Below are 12,473 nucleotides of genomic sequence, written 5' to 3' on the forward strand. Positions count from 1 at the left end.
AAAATAATTTGCAGATTTTAGTTTTGAGGAGAATCCAGAATATTTTTCTGAAAATTCCCAATTACTCGATTAAAAACCACAAATGATAATGCGGCACCGATTCCTGCAAATACAAGCATTACAATGGTAAAATCAGAACCTGTGAAATTTAACAAGCTGGAATATGGATCAAAATAAGGGGTTCCAGAACCTGCACCGGGATTTGAGACTACGGAATCCACCTTTGTTTTTGCCATATATAGTGATTCATCAACAGAATTGACTAGTCCAGTTCCAGAAATCTTTACAGGCAAAATAAAATCAGAATACCAATTTTTTATAGGATTAAGAAGACTGCTTTCTGCTGTAACCATAACTAATGAAAGTGCAGTTATTGCCGAAACAATTCCCATTCCAAAGAATTTAGAAATAGAATTAAAAGATCGAATCAATAATTTGCTTTGTTTTGTTTTCTCAGTAATCTTTGATGGAGTTATTATTATTGCAAGATTGGATGTTTTGTAATAATTCATGTTTCGTGCTTTGCAGTTTTTTTCAGTCTTGGAAATTTGTATTAATTCAATCTGTTGCATTTTATCCAAATAATACTTTACAAGCTGCAAGGACATGTTTGTTTTTTGTGCAATTTCATTTGCGGTTAACTCATTGTAAAATAACAAATTCAAAATTTCTATGCTGGATTTATTAGAGATAACTTTGGCTAAAATTTTTAATTTTTCATCATCCAAAGAAAAAATATTTACAGAATTATCTGCATGTAAATTGTTATTGCTCATAGATATCATACTATATGACAACATAGTATGTAAGTATTAGTGAAATAATAATTTCATCAAACGCTTTATGTGAATTTCACGTAGTTGTGTCAATGAGTGAAAAGAAAACAATCATGGCAGCAGGAGTGATGTTGAGCCTTTTGATATTACCTTCTGTCAGCCTTGCATTTGCACAATACATTCCAAGTCAGGGACAAACTGGACTTGATGACCTAATGAAACTCTCAGAGGAACGAGTTAGAATAGCCAAAGAAAACCCACATACAGGTTCTGGAACCCCCATGTTTGCATTAGATGGAGTTTTAGGAGCACTACTTTTATCGACTGGGGTGTTTGGTGGAATTGCCACTGCATTTTTTGTCAAAGGTCGCAAGGGAAAATATGCCGCAATGGGAAGAGGATGAACATTCTCTTTTCTATTTTTTATGTAAGAATTCAATACTCAATCATTTTTGCACATACTCGATTTAATTAACTATTTTTTGCAGGTATGAACAGGAATCACGCCTTAATGAGGTGTTGTATTTTTGAGATCCCCCCCCTATCTTTGGGAAAAGTTATGAGAAATGTTTGTTCAAATGAATGTCCATTTTAGATGTTTATTCAAAAGGAAGTCATTTTGACAAATCAGATTAATTTCTAAAAAATAGTTTGTTAAAAAATATTTTTTTAATGATATTTGTTGACAGTCACTAGGATCAACAAATGAGCATCGTTTTTCAATGACGTAATAATGTTGGCAGAAAACCCAGAATCATTGAAAGTCACTCTCTTGGAGGTTCTTTAAGAAATTACTAATCATTGATCGAGGTAAGAAGACAAACTTTAATTCCTCAACTGATTGCATTTTTCTAAGTGCCAGGGTAGCTCAGCCTGGGAGAGCACTCGGCTGAAGACCGGGCTGTCGCGCGTTCAAATCCCGCCCCTGGCATCGTATTATGTTCTGTATGGATTTCAATGAATAACATTTTCAAATATTTGTATCAAAATTGAGTGATTTTCACATCGTCAAAATAATCGAAAAATTACTTTTGGTTTAATTTCTATAATTATGAATAATATACAATCATACAAAATCTTTAAAAATAAGGCAAACTCTTGTTTTTCGACATTCATGGCTGAAAAAAAGACTACCAAAAAAACTACCAAAAAAGATACTAAAAAAATACCTTCTAAAAAAACTAAATCTAAAACCACAAAAATAGTAAAAGCATCAAAACCCAAAACAAAAATCACAAAATCAAAGAGTAAAAAATCTAAAGAAGAACCAATTAGCGATATGGGCATTGTCATAGTCGATGATCATATTGAAATTGATCAAGAAAAAGTCAATGAAGAAAGACGGGCATACCTAGAAGAAGCAAGATCTCAAGAAGCCTTCGACTAGGAATCTTTATCCGATCCTATTGCATATACTAGATATGCGTGCATTGTGCCTTATTACAGTAAAACCAGGTAAAGCAGATACTGTTGTTGAAATTTTAAAGAAAAAAAGAAAGATTGTCAAACAAATCATGGTCGTTACAGGCAGAGCTGACATTAGTGTAATTTTACAGGGCAATATTGATGAAATTAACGGAATGGTGATTGATTTTAAAAAAATTAAAGATATTGTTACGACTGAGACATTAATTGAAGTGGAGGTTAATTTAGGATGGTAAGAGCAATAATTTTGGTAAAATCCCCAAAAAAGCTCATTGCGGCCAGACTTCGAAAAATATCCTCTGTTTCAGATTCGTTTCCTACAAGCGGTCAATTTGACGCAGTTGCCATAATTGATGTTAAACAACTCAGCCAGATTAAAGACGTAGCCACTCTTATTCAGAAAATTAGTGGGGTAGAAAGAACTGAAACCATGGTTGAAGTCCAATAAAAAGGATTTAAACAACTTTGAGGTAGCATATCTGTGAATATCAAAAAAGTTGGAAATGTCATATTGGCTGTAAAAGACATTGACAAATCCATACAATTCTATCATGAACTCATAGGATTGCCAATCAAAAATCAAAGAAGATCTTGGGTTGATTTAGGTACTTCCGGAGCCATGTTGAGTTTACATCCTGCATCTTTAACTGCACAGCATGTTGGAAGTTCTATTGATAATGGAATAACAATAGGATTTCTTGTTGGTGATGTTCAATCCGCAATTGATGAATTAAAAGAAAAAGGTGTAAGAATACATAGAGATATTGTAGAAAGGGATGCCGGCAAAAATGCAGTAATTTTAGATCCTGATGACTACCTAATTTCATTGTTTGAGCCAAACTTTGAAGACAAGGATCAACAAACAGGCGGATATCACGGATTTACACCATCTTAGATTATCTTTTTAATAAAAAGAATAATCTGAGTCTTTTATTTTTCATAAATTGTAATGTTGATTTATTTATATTGAAAAATTTACCTCCCTGGTCTTTTAAAACCTTGTTTGATGTTACAATTCGAGGCAGATGATTTTTGGAATTTTTTACTGGGGTTGTTCTTTTTATTTTTTAATTTTTCAGCGTCTGAAATTTCTTCTATTTTGAAAACTTTAGCCGTAGATTTTGATTTCGGATTAATACCATAAATGATATTTTTATGGGAATCTTTTTGGAATTTTTTATTGAAATTATTTTTAGTTATTTTTTCAATGTTTGTTGACTTTTTTTTCGTCCACACAATATTTTTAATATTATATGAAGATGATTTTTCAATATTATAATCACCTAACGATTTATTCATATTACTTTAATCCTTTAATCTTATTAAAATACAACTATTAGATGATTTTCTTAATAGACGAAATTATAGGTTCTATACCTTTTTCTTTTCTATCAATTGAAACATAGAATGTAACATCCTTTTTTTGCAAAATAACAATTGTAACGTTTTGATGTTGCAATATAACATGTTCTAATATTCCAACCGTACCAATTGTTTCTTTTCTTAATGACATTAAAGTAGAAATGATAAAAAATTCATTTTTGACTTGTTCAGATTTTAACAAGGGTTTTAGATCTGGTTTGATTATGCCAGTTAACGTTCTGCCATATGCATTAATTACTCCGGCATAACGAATACTGTCAGATAATTTCAGAATGTTTTGACACTGTTTTCTATATTTCACTATAGCATCTTTCCATTTATCAGCAGGCGTTTTTGCCATAAACGGGCTTGATTTATTAAACTAATAAGGATTCTTACTAAAAATACGTGAAAAAAATTATTTTTAATGTGTTTTTGAATTTGATTCTTTATCTAGTTTTTTCTTTAACTCTAAATTCTCTTTCAATAATTTGTCGTTTTCATTTTGAAGTGTTTCAACAGAATTATGTCTAGTATAAAGTGGATGTCCTGGAGGCATTACATCTGAGCTCATTGTAAGTAATCCTGCAGCATATTGTTGGTACATTTGTTGAAATCCTTGAAGTTTTTGATTTAGTGTTCCTGCATTCTTTAGAAATTGCTCTTTCATAGGATTTTCATAAATCTTGAACATTGGATTGGTTAGACCTGGAGGCAACCTTGGGAATTGGAATGCCATGTGCGGAATATTTGGATTGAGTCCATAAAGGTCTTGAAGATGTTTGATTACCAAATTATCCATACTGAGCACTCCTTATTTGCCATATTTCTGCATTGCTTTAGGCGTTTGATATACTATTTTGTAAAACCTCAGTCGTTTTTTATCAAATTGAGCTGATCGCTGATCCTTATAGATTCCATATTTAGATCGCTAGTACGCATAATGGAGTCAAAAAAGACATGTCTAAAATGTAAAAAAGACATTGAAGAAAGAGAACTGCACAAAATTGTAATTTACGTAGTTCAAGAAAAATTTACAGAACACCATTATGAGCATGTTGAATGTCCTGAAAAATTTACAGTTTGAAATTTATTTGAAATCATCCTTTAAATTCATAAATTTTGTAAATTTCTCCTGTTAGCCTAGATCTATATTTCCATTCGTTATTTTTCCAAACTATTTGCAAAAAATTTTTTTGAGATGTTGGATGTAATTTTTGGTATACATCATTTCCAATCAAAATTTGATTTGGTTTCGCGATATTTTGTATCTTAGCAGCAATGTTCATTGCAGGTCCCATCAAATCAACATGGGACTGCTCTGCATCAGAACCATATCTTACTACAATATTTTGCCCAAAATCTATTCCAATCTTCACCATTAGATCTGGATAATCATATTGATTTAGAATTGGATTAATTCCTTTTTGAATAACGGTTATCATTGATTTTGCACAGTTTACTGCATTATCTGCAGCCAATAATGAGTTACCTTCTGCAACAAAATATCCAATTACTGCGTCACCTACAAATTTTAACACATAACCATGATGCTGTCTAATAACTGCAGCCATCTCTTGTGAAAATGAACTGACGATAATTGCAATTTTTTCAGCAGGCATTTCCAATGTCATCGTAGTGGAACCTACCAAATCCACATACAATACAACCATATCCAATTTTAAAAACACGTTTTTTCTTAGAAATTTTTCAGATTCATCTGCCATTCCAGAATACTCATAACCTTTTTTGAGGGATCCCCAAACACGTTTTTGTGTTTCCAAGATCATAGTTTCAAAATCTACAGTCTGTTCTTTATTTTTACTTAGAAGCATATCTACCACATCAGTATTATCCATGGATGTTTTAGACAATTTTTCATCTTTGTTTTTATCTATATTTTCAGTCATCTCATTTCATCATTCTAGAGGGGAACCTATCTTATAGAATAGATATTTTTGTCTTATTTCTGTATACGCCTTATCATAATTATCAGTCATATTATCATCACAATGTACGCATAAATAATACCATTTTCATGCCTAAAATCTAAATTTTGTATATTTAGATATTCATGAAGGTTTAAGGAGAGCAACATTTTGTTATTTTTTGTGCGTTTAGGAACAAGATCCCCTAATGAATTCATTCAATTACTAAATCAAAGAAACGATACGATTCAAAAAAAATGCGTTAAAAAGATATCAGAATTAGCAGAAATGATCGATACAAAAGTTATGTTAGGAGATTCTACTATTACAGGGCAAAAAACATTTGATCCTAAATTGGTGACAGACTATTTTCAAAAAATCAATGATTCGCTTGAAGATTGGTCTGTACAAGATGTATCGATCTCCAACAATGAAGATCTACGAAGAGTTTTCACAAAATTTGAAATTATGGAAGGAAGTTACTTGATATCAGGACATATTTCTTTACAATACCATGTTTTACTATATTATAAACCGGATCAAAGGGTGATTGATTGTCAAAAAGAATTAGCAGACATTGTTGATATTACAAAAAATAAAGAAAAGGAACTTTCAGATAACAGTGATCAATTTGTGTTGAATAAGTTAAAGGAAATGGGTTACAAAGACTTTGATCATCAGAAATTATTTGAAGTATTTTACGAAAATGATGAGTTTCGTGAAAAAGTTTATGCAGAAATAGAAAAAGATGCAGGGATGGATTTTAAAGAATTATCAGAAAAGAAAAGAAAATTGTTTAATGAATTAGATTCTCTTTTAATTGAAACATATCAAACCAGTCCTGTGTTGATTGATGATGCCAGACTAGTTTCAGGTGAAGAGGGTTGTTTATGTACCATAGATTTGGAGTTTGTGAAAAATGAAATAAAGGAAGGGTTGTTTGATCCTAGAAAAATGTCGGATTCAGTAAAAGAGAAAATCATAAAACGATTGGATGAATTTGAGAAAATTTTAAGTTAAGATCAAGGAACCGGAAAATGAGAATTTTCTCAAAGGGGAGTTCCGATCCCTTGATATGATCTGAACGGTATTTTTGAACTATTTAGGCATATCTACAAATACAGGCATAAAAATTGACTAAAATTGTAATTTTTCTATAGAAGAAGTCAAATACGGCGTTTCGTTAGCAACATTTCCAATGAACCCATCATATGATGAAATATTAAAAGCAAATTCATTACGAGGTAATGAAATTAAAAAAACACCATTAATACATTCTAGTACGTTTAGTGAATTTACAAACTCTGACGTTTATCTAAAATTAGAATTTCGACAAAAAACAGGTTCATTTAAAATTCGCGGGGCATATTATAAAATTCAATCATTATCTGAGGAAGAAAAAAAATATGGTGTTGTAGCTGCATCAGCTGGTAATCATGCTCAAGGAGTTGCATTTGCATCAGCATTAGAAAAAATTCCATGTACTATTGTAATGCCTAAAAATGCTTCACCTGCAAAAGTAGCTGCTACAAAAGGATATGGTGCAAAGGTAATTTTAGAGGGAACAAATTATGATGAATCGTCTGCTAAAGCAAAAGAGATAGCAAAAATAACAAAAGCTACTATGATTCATGCATTTGATGATCCTCAAATAATTGCAGCGCAGGGGGTTATAGGATTAGAAATTCTTGAAGATTTACCTGATGTTGATGAAGTTTATGTTCCAATAGGGGGCGGAGGATTAGCTGCAGGTACTGCAATTGCAATAAAAGAAAAAAATCCCAAGATCAAAGTAATAGGTGTTCAATCAAGATCATTTCCTTCGATGTATGATTCATACAAAAAAGGCTCAATCACTGCAAGTGGCGGCGCAAGAACAATTGCAGACGGTATTTCTGTAAAAGTTCCAGGCAAATTGACTTTTGAAATTATCAAAGAACTCATAGATGATATTGTTCTAGTGGATGACACAGAAATTACAAAAGCAATGTTTCTACTAATGGAACGAATGAAATTTGTCGTAGAACCAGCAGGAGCTATAAGTTTAGCACATCTCATTTCAAAGAAGCCTTCACCAGGAAAGAAAGTTGTTGCGATTTTAGCAGGGGGAAATGTTGACATGTATCTTTTAGGTCAAATAGTAGACAAAGGACTTGCAGCAATGGGAAGATTGCTGAAATTATCTATTCTGCTACCGGATAGACCTGGTGCATTTAAAGAAATTGTAGATGAGATAACACTGGCTAACGCAAACATTGTTGAAGTTGTTCATGATAGGCTTAGTTCTAACATCAATGCAGGTTCAGCAGGAGTGACATTAAGTCTTGAAACACAAGGTCAAGAACAAGCCAATTTATTGATTGAAGCATTAAGACGGAAGAACATCCAATTTACTCTGATGACCTAAATTTATTTGAATTTATTTTTGGCAAATTTTGAAAGTCCTTCCTTCTTTAATTGTTCTGATTCTTTAATCACAGAGTCATGTTGATTGGATTTGTGCTGAATCAATTTCTTTTTTAATTCTGGAAATTCATTTGCAAGAATTTTCATGGCATAAATTGCTGCATTTCCTGCTTTGTTAATTCCGACTGCAACAACAGGAGAACCTGAGGGCATTTCAGTTATAGATAACAATGAATCCAATCCACCAAATGCAGAAAATTTTGAAGTGTTATTTTTTTGTGGATGTTTATCGTTATAGACTAGTATTGGAACACCAATGACTGGAATTACTGTGTGTGATGCAATCATTCCAGGTAAATGAGCAGCACCGCCAGCGCCAGCAATAATTACATGAAACCCCATTTTTTCAGCATGTTGTGCATATTCCGCTAATCTGGAAGGTGTACGATGTGCTGAAACAATTTGATCTTCGTGTTTAATTTTGAATTGATCTAATACTTTTGATGCATCTTGCATCACTCTACTGTCAGAGCTTGAACCCATAATAATTCCAACTAAGGGTTTCTTGGAAAATATCATAATTATAGAAAAGATTGAGAGTAATTATCTATAACTATTAGAAAAAACCCGACAAAATTGTTCAAATTAACATTAACTATTTTTAATCAATATCTGATGTCATTATAATGACAAAGGTTCTAGGGATTATTGGGGGAGGACAACTTGGAATGATGATCACAGAGGCTGCAAAAAAAATGCCTCAGCACATATCAAAAATTATTGTTTTAGATCCTACAAAGAATTGCCCTGCATCACAAGTAGGTGCTGAACAAATCATAGCAGATTTTAAAGATAAAAATGCCATAGTGGACTTGGCGAACAAATCAGATATTATTACTTATGAAATTGAATCAGGCGACAGCACCATACTAAAAAATGTTGAAAAAAATACCAAGATCAACCCATCCCCTGAAACATTAAGGATAATTCAGGATAAATTTTTACAAAAATCATTTTTAAAAGAAAACAACATTCCAGTACCCGAATTTATCAAAATTGAAAATATTGAAGAACTTAAAACAGGATTGAGAAATTTTGGATATCCAGCTTTGCTTAAAGCAAGAAGGGATGCATATGATGGACGAGGGAATTATAAAATTGATTCTGAAAAAGACATACAGAAAGCATTAGATTATTTTAAGGGTCAGAATTTGTTATTAGAAAAATTTGTTAAATTTAAAATGGAAGTTTCTGTAATCGCATCTAGAAATACTAAAGGTCAAATCAAAACATATCCATTAGTAGAAAACATTCATGAGCAAAATATTTTGCGTGAAACAATTGCGCCTGCAAGAGTGTCACATGAAATAACAAAAAAAGCAGAAGTGATTGCTGAAAAAACAATGCAGGTTCTTAAAGGTGCAGGAATTTTTGGAATCGAAATGTTCGTAACACAAGAAGACGACATTGTAATAAATGAGATTGCACCAAGAGTACATAATTCTGGACATCATACACTACAATCAACCAAAACATCCCAGTTTGAACAACACCTCAGAGCAATTTTAGGTCTTGAATTGGGAGATACAGAACTTTTACATCCCACCATAATGTACAATATTTTAGGTGATGTTTCATTTGAAGGAAAATATGCACCAATAAACATATCTGAAGAAAATGTTTTTTTGAAAATGTATGGAAAAGAAATTTCAAAACCATTACGTAAATTAGGTCATTTTAATTTAGTTGCAAAAGAAGGGGAGACAATGGAAGAATTACTTAAAAAGATTGAAAAGATAAAAGAAAAAGTTGTTGTCAAACAAGTATCATAATTTTCTAAATTTATCGTGCCCTGCTCCGTTATAGGTTTATTAATTAATAAAAAATTATGACAAGCATGGTGTCAATCCCTCATGTATTGTCAGGAATTTCTATTGTTCTTTTAGTTGTTTACGGTGTGGATGTAATGATAGGTGGTGGTGGAGCTGGTGAAGGGTTCTTACCATTTGACGCCATGACTAGAGGTATTGGATTTGGAATGCCGCCCATAATTTTTTCATTTATTGCATTCTTCATATCTAAAAAGCCCCCTTTCAAAGGATTGGGAATTATGTTAGTCATTACAGGAGTTTTGATCATTATTGGCGGCATAATATCTATGGCAAGTGCAGAAGAATCTGAAAATGCTGCAAGAATGGCAGGTGAAGGAGGAGGACTAATTGCAGTGGGAGTAATTATTGCCGCATTAGGCGGAATAAAGATAAAAAAATCACTGTCAACATAATGTCATATGGCTATTTGTACAAAATGTCAAAATGAAGTACCAAAAGTATATGACTGCGATCATACTGATTTTGAAGAATATTGTGTGGAATGTTATACAGAATTACATTACTATCTAACAGAAAAGGAATGAAATATGCCTACAGATAAAGAAATTGCAATTTATGCATTAGGAAAAACAGAAGGGGTGCATTCCATTGCAGAAACACTTGGAAAAGGACTGGATGATGAAAAATACATTGAATCCTGGAAGAAAACAATGAACATGCTAGGAATCGACATGTCTCTAAAAGATCTTGAAAAAATATATGATGATTTTGCAATGAAAATGGAAGAGATTGTAAAATCAAATGAATCAAAAAAATAAAATAGAAAATTTTCATATACTCTAAAAATAAGCCAATAATGTTGAAAGCAATAATTTTAGCAGGAGGTCGCGGAAAAAGATTAAGACCTATAACAGACTACATACCAAAACCCCTTGTTCCAATAAAAAATATTCCAATAATTGAATGGCAAATAAAATATTTAAAAAAATTTGGGATTGATGAAATAATTATTTGTACAGGATACAAACAAGACATTATAGAACATTACCTAAACATAAAAAATATTGGCATTAAGATAAAATTTTCAGTTGAAAAATCACCATTGGGTACTGGAGGTGCAATTAAAAAAGCGGCAAAGTTGATCAATGAAAAATCTTTTTTTGTCATTAATGGTGATACAATCACCAATATAGACTTGAAAGAACTTGCAAAAAAACAAAATTCCTTAGCATCAATTGAGTTGCGAACAAATTTTGGAATTTTAGAAACTAATAATGATAAAATAACAAAATTTAGAGAGAAAAAGGAAATTGTGGGCGTATGGATGAATGCAGGAATTTATCATTTAGACAAAGAAATACTCAGAGATTTACCAGATAAAGGCGATATCGAAAAAACAGTTTTTCCAAATTATGCTAAAAAAGGCAAACTAAGCACTGTAAAGTTTAAAAATGTGAGATGGTATTCTATTGATTCCTTTAAAGATATGGAAGAGTGTGCATTAGAAATTGAAAAAATAATAAAATGAAATTTTATGCCCCAGTTCTATGAAGTGTCACCATCATGTATGCTACTTCTTCAACAAATGCCTCGTCTTTACTAATTGATGCATATTTCGTAGCATCATTCCAAAATGTTGGTGACGGATTCATTTTCTCAACAAAATCTTGTTCAGTCATACTTTGAGTTCTAATTTGATCTGATAATACTCCACCTCAATGAAAATTAACTCAATACTAAAACAGAACACTAGAATATCCATTCAACACAGTATTTTCATGCGTATTGGGTTCAGCTTAGGTTCATTGCTTTCAGTAGATGAGGTTCTAAAATGCTCAGAGATTCTCTCAAAAACAAGTGTAGATACAATATGGATCCCCGAAACATGGGGCATGGAAAATTTTTCGATGCTCAGTGCAGTTTCAAATAGAACAAAATCTCAAAAAATTGGTTCATCAATCATCAACATCTATTCTAGAAGTCCCGCAACGATTGCAATGGGGGCAGCCACTGTAGATGTATTGTCTGATGGAAGATTGATTTTAGGTCTTGGAACAAGTAGTTTGCCAATAATTGAAGATTTTCATGGAATGGAATTCATAGATCCATTGAAACGTATGAAAGAATATGTAGAAATAATTAGGTTGATTTTATCTGGAAGAGTAGTTAATTATAATAGCAGTAATTTTAATTTGAAAAATTTTACATTGTTAATTAAAACGAAAAGAGAGTTTATTCCAATCTACTTAGCTGCAATTAATCAAAAAATGGTAGATTTAGCATGGAGTATAGGCGACGGAGTAATTTTTTATTTGAGACCAATTGAAGAAATGAAAAAAACGATTTCAAAAATGCAAACACGAAATAAAATTGATGTCACATGTCAGATAATTACTAGCGTATCTGAAGATTCAGATGATTCTATAATACGTGCTAAAAAAACACTGGCATTTTATATTTCGGTAGGAAAAATCTATAGAGATTTTTTGGCTAGTCATGGTTTTAAAAATGAAACTAGTGCGGTATATGACGAATTTAAAAAGTCAGGATTTAAATCAAATCATGAATTAATTTCAGATTCCATGTTGAGATCATTAGTGATTGCCGGAACATCTGAAGAATGTAGAAAACAAATGAAGAATTTCCGAAACACAGGAATAGATTTACCAATTATTCAATTCAATCCAATAGGAGATGTTGTAAAGTCTTTTAGATTATTTAAAAAAACATTTCTGGATGATTAG

General features: G+C 31.8%; 20 protein-coding genes and 1 tRNA gene. 14 read left to right on the forward strand and 7 right to left on the reverse strand.

Translation table 11 applies throughout. The features are described 5' to 3' along the window. Nucleotides 1–17 precede the first annotated feature (17 nt). Nucleotides 18–776: an ArsR/SmtB family transcription factor gene (locus OO712_RS05425; protein ID WP_109877061.1), complete on the reverse strand. Its 759-nt coding sequence runs from the start codon at nucleotides 774–776 to the stop codon at nucleotides 18–20. 92 nt (nucleotides 777–868) lie between these two features. On the opposite strand from OO712_RS05425, the gene OO712_RS05430 reads away from it, so the two are divergent. The 6 genes from OO712_RS05430 (at nucleotide 869) to OO712_RS05455 (ending at nucleotide 3,096) form a co-directional block, all read left to right on the forward strand. Then, entirely contained in the window at nucleotides 869–1,180 is a 312-nt protein-coding gene (locus OO712_RS05430; protein ID WP_109877060.1) for a hypothetical protein, read from the forward strand. 453 nt (nucleotides 1,181–1,633) lie between these two features. Then, nucleotides 1,634–1,707 (forward strand) — tRNA-Phe (locus OO712_RS05435). A gap of 183 nt (nucleotides 1,708–1,890) precedes the next feature. Further along, the gene (locus tag OO712_RS05440; protein ID WP_109877059.1) at nucleotides 1,891–2,163 is read left to right on the forward strand and encodes a hypothetical protein; all 273 of its coding nucleotides are present in this window, start codon (nucleotides 1,891–1,893) and stop codon (nucleotides 2,161–2,163) included. Between the two features lie 19 nt (nucleotides 2,164–2,182). After that, nucleotides 2,183–2,437: a 6-carboxytetrahydropterin synthase gene (locus OO712_RS05445; protein ID WP_264953635.1), complete on the forward strand. Its 255-nt coding sequence runs from the start codon at nucleotides 2,183–2,185 to the stop codon at nucleotides 2,435–2,437. After that, nucleotides 2,431–2,649 (forward strand): Lrp/AsnC ligand binding domain-containing protein, encoded by a 219-nt coding sequence (locus tag OO712_RS05450; RefSeq protein ID WP_109877058.1) that lies wholly within the window; start codon nucleotides 2,431–2,433, stop codon nucleotides 2,647–2,649. The genes OO712_RS05445 and OO712_RS05450 overlap by 7 nt, the downstream gene beginning before the upstream one ends. A 33-nt stretch (nucleotides 2,650–2,682) precedes the next feature. After that, nucleotides 2,683–3,096 carry a VOC family protein gene (locus OO712_RS05455; RefSeq protein WP_109877057.1) on the forward strand — a complete coding sequence of 138 codons (414 nt, stop codon included), beginning with the start codon at nucleotides 2,683–2,685 and terminating at the stop codon, nucleotides 3,094–3,096. 80 nt (nucleotides 3,097–3,176) lie between these two features. On the opposite strand, the gene OO712_RS05460 is transcribed toward OO712_RS05455, so the two are convergent. The 3 genes from OO712_RS05460 to OO712_RS05470 form a co-directional block, all read right to left on the reverse strand. Beyond that, on the reverse strand, nucleotides 3,177–3,500 hold the full coding sequence (locus OO712_RS05460; RefSeq protein ID WP_109877056.1) for a hypothetical protein: 324 nt from the start codon (nucleotides 3,498–3,500) through the stop codon (nucleotides 3,177–3,179). Nucleotides 3,501–3,537: 37 nt separating this feature from the next. After that, the gene (locus OO712_RS05465) at nucleotides 3,538–3,924 is read right to left on the reverse strand and encodes a hypothetical protein (RefSeq protein WP_109877055.1); all 387 of its coding nucleotides are present in this window, start codon (nucleotides 3,922–3,924) and stop codon (nucleotides 3,538–3,540) included. A gap of 63 nt (nucleotides 3,925–3,987) precedes the next feature. Continuing rightward, on the reverse strand, nucleotides 3,988–4,365 hold the full coding sequence (locus OO712_RS05470) for a hypothetical protein (protein ID WP_109877054.1): 378 nt from the start codon (nucleotides 4,363–4,365) through the stop codon (nucleotides 3,988–3,990). A 141-nt stretch (nucleotides 4,366–4,506) separates the two neighbouring features. Here OO712_RS05470 and OO712_RS05475 point away from each other — a divergent pair, with 141 nt between their 5' ends. Next, entirely contained in the window at nucleotides 4,507–4,650 is a 144-nt protein-coding gene (locus OO712_RS05475; protein WP_160049216.1) for a hypothetical protein, read from the forward strand. A 13-nt stretch (nucleotides 4,651–4,663) separates the two neighbouring features. Here the strand turns inward: OO712_RS05475 and OO712_RS05480 are convergent, their stop codons facing one another. Then, a complete protein-coding gene (locus OO712_RS05480) occupies nucleotides 4,664–5,473 on the reverse strand; it encodes an adenylate/guanylate cyclase domain-containing protein (RefSeq protein ID WP_109877053.1) in 810 nt (269 codons plus the stop codon). A 201-nt stretch (nucleotides 5,474–5,674) separates the two neighbouring features. Between OO712_RS05480 and OO712_RS05485 the strand changes: the two genes are divergently transcribed. Continuing rightward, nucleotides 5,675–6,511 carry a hypothetical protein gene (locus OO712_RS05485; RefSeq protein ID WP_109877052.1) on the forward strand — a complete coding sequence of 279 codons (837 nt, stop codon included), beginning with the start codon at nucleotides 5,675–5,677 and terminating at the stop codon, nucleotides 6,509–6,511. A 178-nt stretch (nucleotides 6,512–6,689) separates the two neighbouring features. Further along, the gene (gene ilvA, locus OO712_RS05490; protein ID WP_109877051.1) at nucleotides 6,690–7,898 is read left to right on the forward strand and encodes a threonine ammonia-lyase; all 1,209 of its coding nucleotides are present in this window, start codon (nucleotides 6,690–6,692) and stop codon (nucleotides 7,896–7,898) included. A 2-nt stretch (nucleotides 7,899–7,900) separates the two neighbouring features. Here the strand turns inward: ilvA and purE are convergent, their stop codons facing one another. Then, on the reverse strand, nucleotides 7,901–8,476 hold the full coding sequence (gene purE / locus OO712_RS05495) for a 5-(carboxyamino)imidazole ribonucleotide mutase (RefSeq protein WP_109877050.1): 576 nt from the start codon (nucleotides 8,474–8,476) through the stop codon (nucleotides 7,901–7,903). Nucleotides 8,477–8,583: 107 nt separating this feature from the next. On the opposite strand from purE, the gene OO712_RS05500 reads away from it, so the two are divergent. The 4 genes from OO712_RS05500 (at nucleotide 8,584) to OO712_RS05515 (ending at nucleotide 11,257) form a co-directional block, all read left to right on the forward strand. Beyond that, nucleotides 8,584–9,729, forward strand: a complete 1,146-nt coding sequence (locus OO712_RS05500) for a 5-(carboxyamino)imidazole ribonucleotide synthase (RefSeq protein ID WP_109877049.1) — start codon at nucleotides 8,584–8,586, stop codon at nucleotides 9,727–9,729. A gap of 65 nt (nucleotides 9,730–9,794) precedes the next feature. Next, nucleotides 9,795–10,181 (forward strand): hypothetical protein, encoded by a 387-nt coding sequence (locus OO712_RS05505; RefSeq protein ID WP_109877048.1) that lies wholly within the window; start codon nucleotides 9,795–9,797, stop codon nucleotides 10,179–10,181. Nucleotides 10,182–10,316: 135 nt separating this feature from the next. Next, nucleotides 10,317–10,547 carry a hypothetical protein gene (locus OO712_RS05510; protein WP_109877047.1) on the forward strand — a complete coding sequence of 77 codons (231 nt, stop codon included), beginning with the start codon at nucleotides 10,317–10,319 and terminating at the stop codon, nucleotides 10,545–10,547. Between the two features lie 41 nt (nucleotides 10,548–10,588). Continuing rightward, nucleotides 10,589–11,257 carry a nucleotidyltransferase family protein gene (locus tag OO712_RS05515; RefSeq protein ID WP_109877315.1) on the forward strand — a complete coding sequence of 223 codons (669 nt, stop codon included), beginning with the start codon at nucleotides 10,589–10,591 and terminating at the stop codon, nucleotides 11,255–11,257. Between the two features lie 4 nt (nucleotides 11,258–11,261). Here the strand turns inward: OO712_RS05515 and OO712_RS05520 are convergent, their stop codons facing one another. Further along, nucleotides 11,262–11,408, reverse strand: a complete 147-nt coding sequence (locus tag OO712_RS05520) for a hypothetical protein (protein ID WP_200829078.1) — start codon at nucleotides 11,406–11,408, stop codon at nucleotides 11,262–11,264. A 99-nt stretch (nucleotides 11,409–11,507) separates the two neighbouring features. Between OO712_RS05520 and OO712_RS05525 the strand changes: the two genes are divergently transcribed. Beyond that, nucleotides 11,508–12,473 carry an LLM class flavin-dependent oxidoreductase gene (locus tag OO712_RS05525; protein WP_109877314.1) on the forward strand — a complete coding sequence of 322 codons (966 nt, stop codon included), beginning with the start codon at nucleotides 11,508–11,510 and terminating at the stop codon, nucleotides 12,471–12,473.

The sequence above is a fragment of the Nitrosopumilus zosterae genome, assembly GCF_025998175.1.
GTDB lineage: Archaea > Thermoproteota > Nitrososphaeria > Nitrososphaerales > Nitrosopumilaceae > Nitrosopumilus > Nitrosopumilus zosterae.